The organism is Hyphococcus lacteus (genome assembly GCF_041058985.1).
Taxonomy (GTDB): domain Bacteria; phylum Pseudomonadota; class Alphaproteobacteria; order Caulobacterales; family Parvularculaceae; genus Hyphococcus; species Hyphococcus lacteus.
The window spans coordinates 258399-273788 of the sequence record NZ_JBEHZE010000001.1 but is presented as its reverse complement, the minus strand read 5'-3'; the positions used below and the strand labels follow the sequence as shown (position 1 = coordinate 273788).

The following is a 15390-nucleotide window of genomic DNA, read 5'->3' as shown; positions in this document are numbered from 1 at the left end:
GGGCCAGTAACCGGCGTTTAACGGTCGGGCATATTCAAAAAGAGCAACACAATCCCGCTTGATAGGTAATAGGTCATGGCCCCATCCATCGACATGCCACCGGCGGGTGTTTGCCACATCTGAAAAACCCCGCCGCCGATCACTGTGAACAGCCCAAACCAGACCACCAACGCCATGCCGCAACCCCAAAGCGCGAGTGTTTTCGCGTTATTAAACTCTTCGGCCGATTTACCGACCACGGACAATAGCCTTAGCGCGCCGAGCCCGGCCATCACGCCAACCAGCAATTCACCGGTGACAATAACGACCAGTGTCAACGTCACCAATGCCGGGTTGGTGATCGGCGGCACAAAGCTGTTTGGGTAAACTGTGTGATCGGCCAGCGACAACACATAGCCCACAGCCCCCTTAGCCGCTTCCCAATTCAGTATGTTTTCAGCGAAATAGGTCAGCCCCTGTAGGGCCACAAACGCAACCAGAACGATTTTGAGTATGCGGATCATTGCTAAGCCTCCCCGTTAGTTGATAGTCGATCATAAGCGCATTTCCGATAGTGTCGCAAATAGGCGATGAATTGGTGTTTGCGTTGTCGTCCTAAGCTCTGCTAGGGGAGCCCGGACAAGATAGGATCCAGTGCCGTGACCAAGCCATTTTGGGAAACAAAAAAACTAAGCGAGATGACACCAAAAGAGTGGGAGTCACTTTGCGATGGTTGTGGGCGGTGTTGTCTTTATATTCTGCATAATGAAGAAACCGGCGATGTCTTTGAAACTGATGTGGCGTGCAAGCTGTTTGACGCGAAAAAGCGCCGCTGCACCGATTATGACAACCGCCTCAAACGCGTACCCGATTGCGTTCAATTAACGCCGGATAATATTTCGACCCTTCATTGGATGCCGAAAAGCTGTGCCTATCGCCGGCTGTCCGAGGGGCGGGGCCTCGCGCGCTGGCACCCGCTGATCACTGGCGATCCAAAATCGGTTGAGCGCGCAAAGATTGCGGTGTCGCCAGATCTTATCCCCGAAGATGAAATTGATGACACGCTATTGGAAAGCCGCATAACAAAAGCCCGGTAAGCGGCGCTCACCGGGCTTTCGCAATATAGCAATTTTGGAACCTTATACTGATTGCTTACGCTTGCGGCCGATCGCGCCCACACCCGCTAGGCCCGCAAGGAACAATGGCAGCGCCGCAGGAATCGGCACTTCGCTTGGTGCCAGATCAAACGAAATACTTGATATTCTGAAACTATCGACTTCCGCCGTTAGCTCAAAGCCGGTAATGATCGCGGCCCCGACCAGATCGCTTAAGGCAAATGTCCCGATATGGAACTGTGCAAAAACCCCAAGCGATGTACCGCCAAGCCCAAAAATTTCAATCGACCGGTCACCGACGGTTCCGTCACCGTCGCTATTGCCTGCAAATTGTACTGAATAAGAAACATTATTGACGGGCGCGGAAAAAGAGAACGCCATTGATTCATTTCCATCGACGGTCGAGTCAAATGGACCGCCAACAATGCCGATGCCGTTGAAGTTTAACACCTGAACATCAGCAGAACCCGTAACGGAACCGCCATCAAAAAATAGTTCTGGTGTTGTTGAGGTTGGTAGATCGGCAAAATTAACGGTTGCGGCTTGTGCGCCGACAATCGCAGCGACATTTCCCAATACACCAAATACAATATTCCTAAATTTCACGAAAAAACTCCCCAAAAGTGAACGCGCCCGACCGAAACCAGTCATGCAAAGAGGTGCGAATCTATTTGTCTTCTTTGTATAAAACAATCAATAATGACGATTAATAATAAAAATAATTCAATCAGCTACGAACATTAGAATATTCGTACCCCATTAACGGGAAACTGTTTGCTAGGTATTCATCACTTGTGTTGAATTCTTCAAATTTTCCCAGTGTTGGTGGATAGATATCCACCCATTCGTCAGGTGCCCCATTATGCGGGCCATGATGACAAACCAAACACAAAAACAATCAAAACCTGCGGATGATGACTGGCAATCGCTCTACGCCCGCATTCGTCAGCTTGCGTATCAAAGGTCGGTTGCGTTGCTCGCAACGGAAGACGAGCCAGACAGCTTTGATCGCGGGGCGCGAAGCCTGCGGACTTTGATGAGCGCGGCGGAGATCGCACGACGCATGAAGTTTGAAGAACAAAAGGAACAGGATGCGCATGACCCGGCCCAAGACACCGCCATCTCAGACGACGCCATCCGACGGGTTAAGCGACGGATCGACCGCCAGATTGCGCGCATTGAACGCGAAGATCGCGCGGATCAGGGCGGAGGTGATGGGCGAGCTGTTTCCGAAGATGCTGGAAAAGGATTGGGAGGTAAACGCCCATGACCATCAACGACCACCCCATGGCGATTGGACAACATGGCTCATTCTCGGTGGCCGAGGCGCAGGCAAAACCCGCGCCGGTGCCGAATGGATCCGCGCGCTTGTTGCGTCCCGTGCCAATGATGAAAATTCGAAACCGGCCATCGCGCTGGTCGCCGAGACATATGCCGATGCGAGGGAAGTCATGATCGAGGGACCGTCGGGTATTCGCGCTGTGGCGACCGATGTTGACCGTCCCGTGTTCGAGGCGTCGCGACGAAGGCTGGTCTGGCCGACAGGGGCGGTGGCCTATGCGTTCTCCGCCGAAGACCCCGATGGAATTCGCGGCTATCAGTTCGATGCGGCGTGGTCGGATGAGTTATGTAAGTGGCGCTATCCGGAAGAAACATGGTCGAACCTCCAACTGGCGCTACGGCTTGGGCCGCGACCGCGCCAGATTGCGACCACGACGCCGCGCCCCATGGCGCTGATCAAACGGTTGATGAAAGCCAAGACAACTCATGTCACTCGCGCTTCGACCTATGACAACCGGGCGCATTTGTCAGATGCATTCTTTACCGAAATTGCCGCGCTCTATGAGGGAACGGCTCTTGGCCGGCAGGAATTATTGGGCGAGCTGGTCGAGGATATCGCCGGTGCGCTTTGGACCTGGAATCTGATCGAGGTCGCGCGCATCAGCGCCGCGCCTGACCTTGATCGGGTGGTGGTCGCTGTTGATCCCCCCACAACAAGCGGCCCCGACGCGGATGAATGCGGTATCATCGTCGCTGGCGTAGCCTATTGCGGCGACGTGAATACCGCATTCGTTCTCGCTGACCGGTCGGGGGCCGGGCTAACGCCCCGTCAGTGGGCGGAGAAAGCGGTTGCTGCCTTTCACGAGTTTTCTGCGGATCGAATTGTCGTTGAGGTCAATCAGGGCGGTGACATGGCCAAAAGCGTGATCGCCCAAATTGATGGCGCGGTGCCCATTCGCGGGGTTTACGCCACACGCGGCAAGCGCCTTCGGGCCGAACCGGTTGCGGCGCTCTATGAGCAAGGTCGGGTTCGCCATGTGGGATCTTTTGCAACACTCGAAGACCAGATGACCAGCTATATCGGCGGCGGCAAAAGCCCGGATCGGCTCGATGCACTGGTTTGGGCACTGACCGATTTATTACTGAAAAAACCGGCGCCGACCCCCGGCGTTCGTCGAATGAATTAGGAGCGCGACCATGCCACGCTTGCCAAACTTGTTTAACCGCGCCGCAAAAGCGCCGGAAGCCAAAGCATCTGCCGCAAAGGCGCTTATCGCCATGCATCGTCTTGGGGCACCAAATTGGACACCGCGAGATTATGCGTCGCTTGCCCGTTCGGGATTTGAGCGCAATGTCATTGCCTATCGTTGCGTGCGCTTAACCGCGGAAGCAGCGGCATCTGCGCCGCTCAAGATTACAGAAGGCGGTGAGGTTTTATCTGACCACCCGTTGATTGATTTGTTGGCGCGGCCCAATGATGAACAATCGGGCAGTGAATTGTTAGAGGGTTTTTACGGCTATCTGCAAACCGCCGGTAATGCGTATCTGGAATCTGTTGCACTCGATGGTACGCCGCGTGAACTTTATGTTCTGCGTCCCGACCGAATGAAAGTGCGCGCCGGTCATTCGGGTTGGGCGGAGGCTTATGAATATTCGGCGGGTGGACGCTCGGTAGTGTTCCGTAAGCCTGAAATTGGTCAGTCACCGATCCTGCATCTTAAACTATTTCATCCCACCAACGACCATTACGGGCTTTCACCGTTAGAAGCAGCGTCAACCGCCGTCGATCTTCATAATGCGGCGTCCGCATGGAACAAATCATTGCTCGATAATGCGGCGCGGCCTTCTGGTGCGTTAGTTTATAAGGGGCCAGATGGTGCCGAGAACCTGACGACGGAACAATTCGGGCGGCTTAAATCTGAACTGGAAGATGCGTATCAAGGATCGGCCAATGCAGGGCGCCCCTTGGTGCTTGATGGCGGGCTTGAATGGCGCAGCATGTCGTTGTCGCCGTCGGATATGGATTTTATCGAGGCCAAGAATGCAGCCGCGCGGGAAATTGCGCTTGCGTTCGGTGTGCCGCCCATGTTGCTCGGCATTCCCGGTGACAATACCTATTCCAACTACCGAGAGGCAAATTTAGCGTTTTGGAAGCAAACGGTTTTGCCGCTGGTTAAAAAGACCGCAAATGCGCTGACCAACTGGTTCTCGCCGGTCTATCCTGACGCAAAGATTATTTGTCAGTCAACGGATATTGAAGCGCTGTCGGCAGATCGTGATGCGCTTTGGGCGCGGGTCAGCCGCGCAGAATTCCTGAACGATGATGAAAAGCGGCAAGCGTTGGGTTTGGGGGCGCGTGATGCATAGCGTGACCATACCAAAATCACCCAGCGATAGACCACAGGAATTGCGCGTCACCATTGCGATTGGCGCGGCGATGATTGTTCAAGGCGGGTTGGGGCTGATCTGGGCCGGCGCAGCCACCGAACGCTTGGCGCAGTTAGAGCGCCGATCGGCGGGCAACGCTCAAATTCTTGAACGCACAGCGCGGTTAGAAGAACAGACGCGCTTTATCTCGGCGGCGTTGGTGCGCATCGAAGACAAAATCGACCGCAATAGCGGCGAGGGGGAGTGATGGTCAGAATCATGACCGACATAAAAGCCAATGATAATAGCCTCGTCGCCGATATCGAAGGCTATGGCGCGGTTTTTCACAAGCCGGACCTCAATGGCGATATTGTCGTTCCTGGCGCGTTTAATCGCGATGGACCGGTACGGATGCTCTATCAACATGCCGCAGAAACCCCCATTGGCCGTTGGATGGAACTCCGCGAAGATCGCTTCGGGTTGTTCGTTCGGGGGCAGATTATTCTTTCGTCACCGCGCGCACGCGAAATCCACGCGCTACTTATCGGCGGTGCGCTTGATGGGTTGTCGATTGGATATCAAACCATCCGTGCCGTGAAAACCAAGACCGGCCGGAAGATTTTGTCTGCTTCCTTGTGGGAAATATCAGTGGTGACATTTCCCATGGCCCCATTAGCGCGGATATCGCAGGTGGGATCGCCACGACCAGAACATCGCCAAGAACAAAATATCGACGGGCCACTTGGTGATTTCACCAGTGCGTTGCGTCAAGCAACATCGACCTTGTCAGTATAAAGCCTATCAGTAAAGGAGAGTACCATGAATATTGAAACCAAAGCGGGCAGTGACGTCCGCGGCGCGATGCGCGAATTTCTAACGGCCTTTGAAAGTTTCAAAACCGCCAATGATGACCGGTTGGATGCGCTAGAGAAAAAGCGTCAAGACGATGTGTTATTGCGCGATAAAATCGACCGCATCAACAAGGCTGTTACCGAACAAAAAGACGTGGTCGATCGTATCGCCCTAAAGGCGAAGCGGCCAGCGCTGCATGGCGGTAAGACGCCAGAACCGGATGAGCGCAAAGCCGCCTTTCAACGCTATATGCGGGCGGGCGATATCGGAACAACCTTAGAGGCAAAATCGGTCAATACCGATACCGGCGCAGAGGGCGGTTATCTCGCGCCGAACCAGGTGGAAAGCCTGATCACTGCTGCGGTGAAAGACATCTCGCCCATGCGCCAGATTGCCTCCGTGCGTGAAATTGGCGGCAATGTCTTTCGCAAACCGATCTCTAACGGCGACGCCGTTGCAGGTTGGGTCGCAGAAACCGGCGCACGGGTTGAGACCACATCGCCATCACTAACGGCGCTCGATTTCCCGACCATGGAGCTTTATGCGATGCCGGCCGCGAGCCAGGCGTTGCTGGACGATTCGATCGTGGACATTGAACAATGGCTCGCCGATGAAGTGCAAACGGAATTTGCGGTTCAAGAGTCTGCGGCCTTTATCGGCGGCAATGGCACGAGCCAGCCCAAAGGAATTTTGTCTTATACGATTGCAGCGGATGCGACCCGTAGCGCAGGCGAGCTTGGCTATATTGCATCGGGTGCGGATGGTGCCTTTGCGGCGTCGAACCCGTCGGACAAATTGCTCGACCTCATTTATGCACCGAAACAGGCCTATCGCGCCAATGGTCGGTTCTTGATGAACCGTTCGGTCGTGGGGGCATTGCGTAAATTCAAAGACACGGACGGCAATTATCTGTGGCAACCCAATAGCGAACCGGGTGAGCCAGCACGGTTGATGGGCTATCCGGTGACCGAAGCGGAAGACATGGATGATGTTGCGTCGGACAGTCATTCAATCGCGTTTGGTGATTTCCGCCGAGGCTATCTGGTCGTTGATCGTGTGGGCGTGCGCGTTTTGCGCGACCCATTCTCTGCCAAGCCTTATGTGTTGTTCTATACAACCAAACGTGTTGGTGGCGGCGTTCAGGATTTCGACGCAATCAAGTTTCTGAAATTCGCTGTGTCGTAAAGTTTTCGTTCGACCTCGTCATTGTGGGCTCCGACCCGCAATCCAGAATGTTTTGCGACGATTTCTGGATCCCGGATCAAGTCCGGGATGACGGGGCGGAGGCCTGTCGCCCAACCTCAAAAACAACGGACGAGTTGCGTTATGTCCCTTACTTTAATGACACCGCCAATAGCGGAACCCATAACCCTGAACGATATAAAATCGCATCTGCGTGTTACCCATAACGACGAAGATGCCTTGCTTACAGGCATTATCATTGCTGCGGTTCGCGCGATTGAAGCGCGCTGCGCCATAGCAATGTCGCCACAACAATGGCGTTTGCGACTAGATACCATGCCGAGTTTGCTGACATTGCCTATAGGGCCTGTCATCGGTCTGGATAGTGTCACAGTCACCAATGTGTCCGGTACGGAGCAATCGATTGATGAAGCCCTTTACGAAACGTCGAGTGGGCGAATTCGGTTAACCGCGCCATGGCCCAAAGCGGCCCTAGGGGGTATCGCCATAACCTTTACGGCAGGCTTTACCGATGATGTTCCGGCCCCTTTATTACAGGCCGCCAAAATGTTGTGTGGAGCGTTTTATGAACAACGCGAAAGCACGAGCGCGACCCGTTTTTTTGACGTGCCACAAGCCATCGACGCATTGATCGCACCTTATCGGGAGATGCGGTTGTGATCGGTGGTTTAGGCAAAAAAATCGAATTTCTTACACCGTCACGTGTGGATGATGAGGCCGGTGGAGCCAGTCTTTCTTGGCTGCCCGGACCGGAAATGTGGGCGCGCGTCGAGCGTCTTACGTCGACCCGCGATGTAGCCGGAGACCGTAACAATCGATTGCGTCGTATCGCGGCCAGTCTGCGTTATCGCGCCGATATCCTCCTTGGTCAGCGGATTATATTTGAAGATTCGCCATATGAGGTGGTCAGTATAGAGAGCGAAGATGACCGCCGCTTAACCCTGATTTGTGAAGAGGTGCTGGCATGAGTGTTGTCACTTGGGACCTTCAAAAGGCAATCTATCAACATTTGCGCGCGGATAGCGCGCTGCAAGCCGAACTCGGTACGCCCGCTCGGATTTACGATGACCCACCACCTGATGCGGTTTTTCCCTATCTGACGTTGGGGGAGGCCCGCGCCAGCGATTGGAAAGGCGTTGATGGCGGTTTGGAGCACGAACTGAAGCTCTATGTGTTCTCGCGCTATGCGGGCCGCCGTGAGGTGAAGCGCATTTTGGGTGTGGTTTATGACGCGCTTCACGAAGCCATGCTCAGCCTGCCAGACCACGATTTGGTGAATATCCGCTTTGTCTTTGGCGATGTTTTTCGTCGCCAAGATGGCGAGACCTATCAGGGCGTGGCCAGATTCCGTGCCGTTACACAAGAAAAGGAAATGATATGACCGCACAACGGGGCAAAGACCTATTGTTAAAACTCAGCGACGCATCGGACCCAGAAGCGTTCTCGATTATCGGTGGATTGCGGACGAAAACTCTATCACTCAATACACAGATGATTGATGTTACCCATTCTCAATCATCCGGTGGCTGGCGCGAGCTATTAGTGGGTGGTGGCGTTCGCCAAGCGTCAGTATCGGGGGCAGGGGTGTTTTTAAATGATGCGAGCGCTGTGACGGTGCGATCCGTATTCTTTGCGGGCGAGACGCGGAATTGGCAAATCATTATTCCGGGGTTTGGGACAATCGCGGGCGCATTTCTTATCACCAATCTGGACTATGCGGGTGAACATGACCGCGAAGCGACGATGGCGCTCGCGCTCGAGTCAGCGGGCGCAATCACCTTTGCCGCGGAGGGCGCGTAATGACCCATCCTCGCGGCGACGTTCGATTACAAATAAATGGTGAAGAGCGCGTGCTTCGGCTTACGCTTGGTGCGCTTGCCGACATCGAAGATAAACTTGGTGGCGGTGATCTTTTAGCGCTTCAAGAACGGCTAAAAAATCCGCGTGTCAGCGACATCATCATCGTCCTTCACGCATTAATCGCTGGGGGTGGTGCGCCGCTGGCGATGGAGGTTTTAAGGACCAGTGATCTAGATCTCGCGCAGGCTGGGACAGCAATCGCAAAAGCTTTTGCGGCTTTGGGCGGTGCGCCGGGAAAGTCGCAAGCTGGCCCGTGATGTTTGGCTTTGCGGTCACCGGCTTGGGCCTCTCGCCACGCGATTTTTGGAATCTTTCCGTTTCGGAATGGCGTGTACTGATCAGTGATGCGCGCGGCATGGGACAACAGGATCTTGCGCACCTTATTCACCAGATCGAAGGAAATAAAAATGACTGATGCGGTAAATGTGAATGTAGATATTTCTGGTATTGCCGAAGCCAGTGCGGAAATTGAGCGTCTTGCGCGCGATCAGATCGCACCAGCGGCGATGATGATTGAGGATGCGTTCTCGGTTGCGGCGCGTTCCATTCAATCAAACTTGGCGCGCGCGGCCGAAAGCGGTGAGATTTCACTCAAAAAACTGTCGCAGTCGCTTTTGCGTGATCTTCGCGGGTTCGCCATTGATAGTTTGGTGCGTCAGCCGGTTCATAATCTGGTCAGTGGGGCGTTGTCCGGTGCCTTTGGCGGTGCGCGCGCCAATGGTGGGACGGTTGCGCCGGGGCAATCCTATCTGGTTGGCGAACGCGGGCCAGAATGGTTCACCCCAAAGCAGAGTGGGGGGATTCAACCCACGAGCCGTGGCGGCGTCAACGTCAATATCACGCTTCCATCTGTGACGGATACGGACAGTTTTCGCAGGTCTGAAACCCAGATCGCCAGCGCGTTGGCGCGCGCGGTCGGTCGCGGTCAACGCAACGCTTAAAGGGTATTAGCATGACATTTCATGAAGTTTTGTTTCCGCTTGATATCGCGCTTAATTCCGAAGGTGGCCCAAGCCGCAAGACAGAAATCGTAGCGCTTCATTCTGGTTTTGAAGAACGCAATAGCCCTTGGGCGGCCTCTCGTCGCTCGTTCAATGCGGGATACGGCGTAAAATCGATCAGCGATATTGAAAATATCATTGCGTTTTTCGAGGCTCGGCATGGCCGGCTGTATGGGTTTCGATTTCGCGACCCGTTTGATTGCAAAAGCTGTGTGATCGCCAACACCCCCCAAGCCGATGACCAACTGATCGGTACAGGCGACGGCACCAAAACTGAGTTTCAACTTTCAAAAGCCTATGCCTCCGGCGCGCATAGTTATCGACGGTTAATCAAAAAACCGGTGGAGGGCAGTGTTCGCGTCGCCGTTGACGCAAGCGAAGCGACGATCGGGGATGATTATTCTATCGACCCGACTACCGGGATTGTGACAATGGTCTCGCCGCCAGCGGATGGCGCGGTCGTCACAGCAGGATTTGTTTTTGATGTGCCGGTTCGTTTTGATAATGATGACCTACGGATTAATTTAGCGGCGTTTCAAGCTGGCGATATTCCCTCAATTCCGTTGGTTGAGGTCCTGGTGTAATGCGCGTTCTTGATCCTGCATTTGCGGCACATCTTCAAGGCGGAATAACCACCCTTGCGACGTGCTGGCGAATCGCGCGGCGCGATGGAGTTGTGCACGGCTTTACCGATCATGACCGGGCGCTTCATTTTATTGAAACAGAATTCCGGCCAGAAAGCGGCGCAAAGGGCAGTGCGCTGCGGGCCAGTGCGGATCTTGGCGTCGATAATTCGGAAATCGAAGGGCTGTTGTCGTCGATTTCCGCTGATGATCTGAATGCCGGTCGCTATGATGGTGCGGCGGTTGAACTTTATCGCGTAAATTGGGCCGCGCCATCGCAACATGTGTTGTTAAAGGCTGGTACAATCGGAGAAGTCACGCGGGTGGGGGCGCAGTTCCGCGCAGAGATTCGCGGTCTTTCCCACCAACTCGACCAACCAACCGGGCGTCTTTATCAGCGGCTTTGTGATGTCAATCTTGGTAGTGATAAATGCGGCATCAGCCCGGCATTTGTCAGCGCCGCAGTCACTTCACTTCGCAACAGCCAGAATTTCAGCGCTTCATCGCTCGATCATTATGACGATGGGTGGTTTTCTCACGGTTTAATCAAATGGCTTAGCGGGGCGAATGCGGGGCTAGCGGCGCATGTGAAAAACCAAGCTGGCGCAGGCGCAATTTCGCTCTGGCTGCCAGCTGGAGGCCCCATAAAGCTCGGTGATGCTTTTGAAATTCAAGCGGGTTGCGACAAGCGTTTCGCAACCTGCCGTGAGAAATTTTCTAACAGCGTCAATTTCCGCGGTTTTCCGATGATGCCGGGTAATGATGTGGCGATTTCCTATCCACTACGCAGCGAGAACAATGACGGAGGTAAAAGGTCATGACCGCTACCAATAGTTTTACCGCTGTCCGATCACGGATGGAAATCATTGATGCCGCGCGTGATTGGATCGACACGCCCTATCGCCATCAAGCCAGCGCACGCGGAGCAGGATGTGATTGCCTTGGTTTGGTGCGGGGTGTCTGGCGCTCGCTATATGGAGATGAGCCAGAGCACCCGCCCGCCTATACGCCAGATTGGAATGAACGCCACCAGGGTGAGGAACCATTATTGGGTGCTGCGCGCCGGAACCTGATCGAGCGAATTGATGGGCGATTTGAACCGGGTGATGTTTTGGTTTTTCGCGTCACCACCGATGGTCCGGCAAAACATTGCGGCATTGTCAGTGCGCCTGAGCAATTTATTCACGCCTATGCGGGGCGCAAGGTCGTGGAAAGTTGGATGAACCGTTGGTGGCAAATGCGCATTGCGGGTGTTTTTATTTTTCCGGGAGCTGAATAATGGCGCAACTACTTTTGACAGCGGCCTCTGGTGTCGGCACGGCGATTTCGAAAGCCGGAATTGGTGCTTTTCTCGCGCGGACAGCGGCGACCACAGCCGCATCCTATGCGGCCGGATATGCAGACCGGTTGATTTTTGGCCCGCGCAAACGCGCCGTTGATGGGCCGCGTCTCGATAGTTTTTCGGTTCAGGCCGCACAAGAAGGTGCGCCAGTCCTGAGGGTCTATGGGCGTGCGCGCATGTCTGGTCAGCTCATATGGGCGGCGAATTTTAAGGAAAACACGGCAGAAACGACCGAAGCGGTGGGCGGTAAAGGCGCACGCCCAGCGGCACAAACAACCTATACGGAATATCTATATTCTATTTCTTTTGCGGTGGGCATTTGTGAGGGCGAGATTGACCGAATTGGCCGCGTTTGGGCCGACGGAAAGCCGCTTGATCTATCGGGGCTAAATGTTCGGGTCTATCGCGGCACAGAAAGCCAAAACCCGGACCCGTTGATCGAGGCCGTAGAAGACGTAGCGCCGGCGTTTCGGGGGCTTGCCTATATTGTGTTTGAGGACATGCCCCTGAAAGAATTTGGAAATCGCATTCCACAGCTTTCTTTTGAGGTTGAAAAAAGCCTCAAGAAAACTGACCCCGATTCGCTTGAAAACCGGTTGTCGGCTGTTTGCCTGATCCCTGGGTCGGGAGAGTTTGTCTATGGGACGACCGGCGTTACGCGTATTCTGGATGAGGGTGTCACCGCGTCGGAGAACATTCACAACAATCAAGGCGGCACAGATTTCACGGCCTCTATTGATGCGTTATTGGATGCTGCGCCCAACCTTGACCATGTATCGATTGTCGTCAGTTGGTTTGGTAATACGATTGATGCTGGCAGTTGTGATCTGCGCCCCGGTGTTGAAACCCGCACCAAAGAAACGACCCCTTATGATTGGGTTGTGGGCGGTGTCGATCGTGATGGTGCGCATCTGATCTCAAATCTTGATGGCGGTGCGGCCTATGGCGGAACCCCCGCCGACCGCAATGTTATCGAGACTATCAAGGCACTGAATAATCGCGGCATTAAAGTCATGTTCCACCCGTTTATTCTGATGGACGCCGCAGGTTTTCCGTGGCGGGGGCGTATTGCGGGGGATGATCAAACTGCGATGGCCGGCTCGGACATAACATATTTCTTTGGCGCGGCGTCTCCGTCGGAATTTTCTACAAGCGGCGATACCGTGAGTTATTCAGGGCCGAGCGAATGGTCGTTCCGGCGTATGATTTTGCATTACGCGCGGTTATGTGTGCTGGCGGGCGGTGTCGATAGCTTTTTATTGGGGTCGGAATTGCGCGGGCTGACCACCACGCGCGACCAGACGGGTGCGTATCCGGCGGTGGCGCAGTTAAAATCTTTGGCGGCGGATGTCCGTTCTATTCTGGGGGCAGGGACCAAGCTTTCTTATGGGGCCGATTGGTCGGAATATTTTGGCCATCATCCCGGCGGTGGCGCTGTGCAGTTTCATCTCGATGATTTCTGGAGTGACACGAATGTCGATTTTATCGGGATCGACAATTACATGCCGCTGGCTGATTGGCGTGATGGTTTCGGTCATCTTGATGCAGAGGCGGGTTATGCCAGCCAATATGATCGCGACTACCTAGCGGCGAATATCGCCGGGGGCGAGGGGTATGATTATTACTACGCCACCGGGGCCGACCGCGCGGCGCAAACACGCACCCCCATCACAGATAGTGCGTATAACGAGCCATGGGTATGGCGGTGCAAAGACCTTCGAAACTGGTGGTCGAATTATCATTATGACCGCCCGAATGGGACGCGTTCAGAAACACCGACGACCTGGCAACCACAATCAAAACCGATTTACTTCACCGAGATTGGTTGCCCTGCGGTCGATAAGGGGGCGAACCAGCCCAATGTTTTTGTCGATGCGAAGAGCAGCGAAAGCGCGCTGCCCTATTTCTCTGACGGACGCCGAGACGACTTGGCGCAACGTAGCCTTATTGAAGCCCACGGTCATTTTTGGCGCGAGGCGGCAAACAATCCTGTGTCATCGGTTTATGGTTCGGCGATGGTCGATGCTGACCGGCAATATGTTTATGCGTGGGATGCGCGGCCTTTCCCAGACTTTCCCGCACGGTCAGATATTTGGGGTGATACTGCTAATTGGGAAAAGGGACATTGGTTGAACGGTCGATTGGGCCGCGCGCCATTGGGTCTTTTGGTATCGGCCCTTAGCGCCGAAGCCGGGGCCGATAATCTGGTGACCCATAAGCTTGAGGGAACGGTCACCGGTTACCTGATTGATCGGCCAATGTCAGCGCGTGAAATGATTGATCCGCTTGCCGATGTTTATCAATTCGACATGATCGAAGTCGGCGATGAAATTCGGTGCCAACCTCGTCACGCGGCACCGGTCGCCAACTTTTCTGTGGGTGATTTGTTGGCGCGAAACGACGGCCCGTTTAGTCATCATTTCACCCAAGAGGCCGATTTGCCTTCGGCCTTTCGATTGGGGTTTTTTGATGAACAAGATGACTTTGGCGCTGCGGTGGCTGAGGCCCGTGACCCCGGCGCACGCCCGCTCCGGGAAGCTGGGGTCGATATCGCCGCTGTGATCCCCGCCGCCGAAGCGGAAGCGCGCGCACGGTCAATTCTTGCGGATGCGTGGGTGATGCGTGAAGCGTTAGAATTCACGCTGCCCCCGTCATTGATCGGTCTAGAGCCGGGAGACGCGGTTAATCTAAATGATCTTGGAACGGATCGACAATATAGAATTCTCCAAATCGACGATGCAGATGGCCGTGAATGTTCGCTCGTTCGGGTTTCACCCGACGTCTATAATGCGCCGGTGGGACCGGCTGTTTTTACGCCGCCATCGCTGGTGCCCGTGTTTTCCGCGCCGATATGGGAATTGATGGATTTGCCATTTTTGGGTGATGGAATTGCGCCGATGTTTGCGGCCTTTTCTGACCCGTGGCCGGGCGGTGCAGCGCTTTATCGTAGCGCGGGTGGGGCACCATTGTTAGCGGGTCGTGCACCGGCGCGCGCGGTGATGGGGCGGCTTGTTACCTCTTTGCCACCAGCGCCCAGCGGGCGTTGGTCCGGCGCATCGGTGGGGTTGCGATTGTTCTATGGTAATCTCGCGTCGCGTATGACCGACGATATCTTTTCCGGTGCCAACACATTGCTTGTCATGGCGGATAATGGAGCATGGGAAGTGCTTCAGTTTCGCGATGCCGAGTTATTGGAGGATAACACTTGGCGGCTTTCAAATCTTTTGCGTGGGCAGGCGGGCACCGAGAGCGAAGCCAAAATAGGTGCTGCCATCAATGCCCGTGCAGTTTTGTTGTCGCCAGCGGTTACGCCAGTCGAATTTTCTAATGATTTGCGCGGCATTGAATTTGAATGGCAGGCCGGGCCCGAGTCAGAAATTCCTGATACAGATAAGTTTACGAAACGGTCCTATGCGCTAAACCTTCGTGCATTGATGCCGCTTTCGCCTGTGCACCTTCGGGCAAAACGCGTGGGCAGTGATATAAGGTTGAGTTGGATAAGACGAACAAGAACCAGCGGCGATAGTTGGCAAGGCGAAGTGCCGTTGGGTGAAGCGTTTGAGCGCTATCGATTGACGATTTTCGATGGGGAAACAGTGCTGAAAACTGTTGAACTCGCGCAGCCCGAATATCTCTATGATAGCGCTGATATTGCTGTTGATTTTGGCATAACACCGCCTGACGGCGTCATCAGTTTTTCGGTTGTTCAGCTGTCTGATGCGGTGGGCGACGGCATCGCCGCCCACCGGGACGTGTTGATTGAATAG

General features: G+C 54.5%; 20 protein-coding genes. 18 read left to right on the top strand and 2 right to left on the bottom strand.

Annotated elements, in window-relative coordinates; translation table 11 throughout:
* Positions 1-17 precede the first annotated feature (17 nt).
* Positions 18-503: a DUF2165 family protein gene (locus ABFZ84_RS01250; RefSeq protein ID WP_369311970.1), complete on the bottom strand. Its 486-nt coding sequence runs from the start codon at positions 501-503 to the stop codon at positions 18-20.
* 135 nt (positions 504-638) lie between these two features.
* Between ABFZ84_RS01250 and ABFZ84_RS01245 the strand changes: the two genes are divergently transcribed.
* Entirely contained in the window at positions 639-1076 is a 438-nt protein-coding gene (locus ABFZ84_RS01245; protein ID WP_369311968.1) for a YcgN family cysteine cluster protein, read from the top strand.
* Positions 1077-1118: 42 nt separating this feature from the next.
* On the opposite strand, the gene ABFZ84_RS01240 is transcribed toward ABFZ84_RS01245, so the two are convergent.
* Positions 1119-1700 carry a VPLPA-CTERM sorting domain-containing protein gene (locus ABFZ84_RS01240; RefSeq protein WP_369311966.1) on the bottom strand — a complete coding sequence of 194 codons (582 nt, stop codon included), beginning with the start codon at positions 1698-1700 and terminating at the stop codon, positions 1119-1121.
* Between the two features lie 256 nt (positions 1701-1956).
* Between ABFZ84_RS01240 and ABFZ84_RS01235 the strand changes: the two genes are divergently transcribed.
* The 17 genes from ABFZ84_RS01235 to ABFZ84_RS01155 all read left to right on the top strand — a co-directional run bounded on the left by ABFZ84_RS01235 (position 1957) and on the right by ABFZ84_RS01155 (position 15390).
* Positions 1957-2364, top strand: coding sequence for a hypothetical protein (locus tag ABFZ84_RS01235; RefSeq protein WP_369311964.1), 408 nt, complete (start codon positions 1957-1959; stop codon positions 2362-2364).
* Positions 2309-3562: a DNA-packaging protein gene (locus ABFZ84_RS01230; protein ID WP_369311961.1), complete on the top strand. Its 1254-nt coding sequence runs from the start codon at positions 2309-2311 to the stop codon at positions 3560-3562. The genes ABFZ84_RS01235 and ABFZ84_RS01230 overlap by 56 nt, the downstream gene beginning before the upstream one ends.
* 10 nt (positions 3563-3572) lie before the next feature.
* The gene (locus tag ABFZ84_RS01225) at positions 3573-4742 is read left to right on the top strand and encodes a phage portal protein (RefSeq protein ID WP_369311959.1); all 1170 of its coding nucleotides are present in this window, start codon (positions 3573-3575) and stop codon (positions 4740-4742) included.
* Positions 4735-5010 (top strand): hypothetical protein, encoded by a 276-nt coding sequence (locus tag ABFZ84_RS01220; RefSeq protein WP_369311957.1) that lies wholly within the window; start codon positions 4735-4737, stop codon positions 5008-5010. Before ABFZ84_RS01225 ends, ABFZ84_RS01220 begins: the two co-directional genes overlap by 8 nt.
* An 11-nt stretch (positions 5011-5021) precedes the next feature.
* Entirely contained in the window at positions 5022-5537 is a 516-nt protein-coding gene (locus tag ABFZ84_RS01215; RefSeq protein ID WP_369311955.1) for an HK97 family phage prohead protease, read from the top strand.
* 24 nt (positions 5538-5561) lie between these two features.
* Entirely contained in the window at positions 5562-6779 is a 1218-nt protein-coding gene (locus ABFZ84_RS01210) for a phage major capsid protein (protein WP_369311953.1), read from the top strand.
* 141 nt (positions 6780-6920) lie between these two features.
* The gene (locus ABFZ84_RS01205; protein WP_369311951.1) at positions 6921-7457 is read left to right on the top strand and encodes a head-tail connector protein; all 537 of its coding nucleotides are present in this window, start codon (positions 6921-6923) and stop codon (positions 7455-7457) included.
* The gene (locus ABFZ84_RS01200) at positions 7454-7765 is read left to right on the top strand and encodes a phage head closure protein (RefSeq protein WP_369311949.1); all 312 of its coding nucleotides are present in this window, start codon (positions 7454-7456) and stop codon (positions 7763-7765) included. The genes ABFZ84_RS01205 and ABFZ84_RS01200 overlap by 4 nt, the downstream gene beginning before the upstream one ends.
* Positions 7762-8178, top strand: coding sequence for a DUF3168 domain-containing protein (locus tag ABFZ84_RS01195; RefSeq protein WP_369311947.1), 417 nt, complete (start codon positions 7762-7764; stop codon positions 8176-8178). Before ABFZ84_RS01200 ends, ABFZ84_RS01195 begins: the two co-directional genes overlap by 4 nt.
* Positions 8175-8597, top strand: coding sequence for a phage major tail protein, TP901-1 family (locus tag ABFZ84_RS01190; RefSeq protein ID WP_369311945.1), 423 nt, complete (start codon positions 8175-8177; stop codon positions 8595-8597). The genes ABFZ84_RS01195 and ABFZ84_RS01190 overlap by 4 nt, the downstream gene beginning before the upstream one ends.
* A complete protein-coding gene (locus ABFZ84_RS01185; RefSeq protein WP_369311943.1) occupies positions 8597-8914 on the top strand; it encodes a GTA-gp10 family protein in 318 nt (105 codons plus the stop codon). The genes ABFZ84_RS01190 and ABFZ84_RS01185 overlap by 1 nt, the downstream gene beginning before the upstream one ends.
* Positions 8914-9072, top strand: a complete 159-nt coding sequence (locus tag ABFZ84_RS01180) for a phage tail assembly chaperone (protein WP_369311941.1) — start codon at positions 8914-8916, stop codon at positions 9070-9072. Before ABFZ84_RS01185 ends, ABFZ84_RS01180 begins: the two co-directional genes overlap by 1 nt.
* Complete coding sequence (locus tag ABFZ84_RS01175) at positions 9065-9598, top strand: phage tail tape measure protein (RefSeq protein ID WP_369311939.1); 534 nt, start codon at positions 9065-9067, stop codon at positions 9596-9598. The genes ABFZ84_RS01180 and ABFZ84_RS01175 overlap by 8 nt, the downstream gene beginning before the upstream one ends.
* A gap of 11 nt (positions 9599-9609) precedes the next feature.
* Positions 9610-10242 carry a phage distal tail protein, Rcc01695 family gene (locus ABFZ84_RS01170; protein WP_369311937.1) on the top strand — a complete coding sequence of 211 codons (633 nt, stop codon included), beginning with the start codon at positions 9610-9612 and terminating at the stop codon, positions 10240-10242.
* Complete coding sequence (locus ABFZ84_RS01165; protein ID WP_369311935.1) at positions 10242-11102, top strand: DUF2163 domain-containing protein; 861 nt, start codon at positions 10242-10244, stop codon at positions 11100-11102. The genes ABFZ84_RS01170 and ABFZ84_RS01165 overlap by 1 nt, the downstream gene beginning before the upstream one ends.
* The gene (locus ABFZ84_RS01160; RefSeq protein WP_369311933.1) at positions 11099-11560 is read left to right on the top strand and encodes an NlpC/P60 family protein; all 462 of its coding nucleotides are present in this window, start codon (positions 11099-11101) and stop codon (positions 11558-11560) included. The genes ABFZ84_RS01165 and ABFZ84_RS01160 overlap by 4 nt, the downstream gene beginning before the upstream one ends.
* A complete protein-coding gene (locus ABFZ84_RS01155) occupies positions 11560-15390 on the top strand; it encodes a baseplate multidomain protein megatron (RefSeq protein WP_369311931.1) in 3831 nt (1276 codons plus the stop codon). Before ABFZ84_RS01160 ends, ABFZ84_RS01155 begins: the two co-directional genes overlap by 1 nt.

Coding starts and splice junctions, on each gene's coding strand:
- ABFZ84_RS01230 (WP_369311961.1), top strand. CDS start 2,309: ATGGGCGAGCTGTTTCCGAAGATGCTGGAAAAGGATTGGGAGGTAAAC.
- ABFZ84_RS01180 (WP_369311941.1), top strand. CDS start 8,914: ATGTTTGGCTTTGCGGTCACCGGCTTGGGCCTCTCGCCACGCGATTTT.
- ABFZ84_RS01175 (WP_369311939.1), top strand. CDS start 9,065: ATGACTGATGCGGTAAATGTGAATGTAGATATTTCTGGTATTGCCGAA.
- ABFZ84_RS01190 (WP_369311945.1), top strand. CDS start 8,175: ATGACCGCACAACGGGGCAAAGACCTATTGTTAAAACTCAGCGACGCA.
- ABFZ84_RS01155 (WP_369311931.1), top strand. CDS start 11,560: ATGGCGCAACTACTTTTGACAGCGGCCTCTGGTGTCGGCACGGCGATT.
- ABFZ84_RS01215 (WP_369311955.1), top strand. CDS start 5,022: ATGACCGACATAAAAGCCAATGATAATAGCCTCGTCGCCGATATCGAA.
- ABFZ84_RS01165 (WP_369311935.1), top strand. CDS start 10,242: ATGCGCGTTCTTGATCCTGCATTTGCGGCACATCTTCAAGGCGGAATA.
- ABFZ84_RS01250 (WP_369311970.1), bottom strand. CDS start 503: ATGATCCGCATACTCAAAATCGTTCTGGTTGCGTTTGTGGCCCTACAG.
- ABFZ84_RS01195 (WP_369311947.1), top strand. CDS start 7,762: ATGAGTGTTGTCACTTGGGACCTTCAAAAGGCAATCTATCAACATTTG.
- ABFZ84_RS01185 (WP_369311943.1), top strand. CDS start 8,597: ATGACCCATCCTCGCGGCGACGTTCGATTACAAATAAATGGTGAAGAG.
- ABFZ84_RS01210 (WP_369311953.1), top strand. CDS start 5,562: ATGAATATTGAAACCAAAGCGGGCAGTGACGTCCGCGGCGCGATGCGC.
- ABFZ84_RS01225 (WP_369311959.1), top strand. CDS start 3,573: ATGCCACGCTTGCCAAACTTGTTTAACCGCGCCGCAAAAGCGCCGGAA.
- ABFZ84_RS01220 (WP_369311957.1), top strand. CDS start 4,735: ATGCATAGCGTGACCATACCAAAATCACCCAGCGATAGACCACAGGAA.
- ABFZ84_RS01160 (WP_369311933.1), top strand. CDS start 11,099: ATGACCGCTACCAATAGTTTTACCGCTGTCCGATCACGGATGGAAATC.
- ABFZ84_RS01170 (WP_369311937.1), top strand. CDS start 9,610: ATGACATTTCATGAAGTTTTGTTTCCGCTTGATATCGCGCTTAATTCC.
- ABFZ84_RS01205 (WP_369311951.1), top strand. CDS start 6,921: ATGTCCCTTACTTTAATGACACCGCCAATAGCGGAACCCATAACCCTG.
- ABFZ84_RS01235 (WP_369311964.1), top strand. CDS start 1,957: ATGCGGGCCATGATGACAAACCAAACACAAAAACAATCAAAACCTGCG.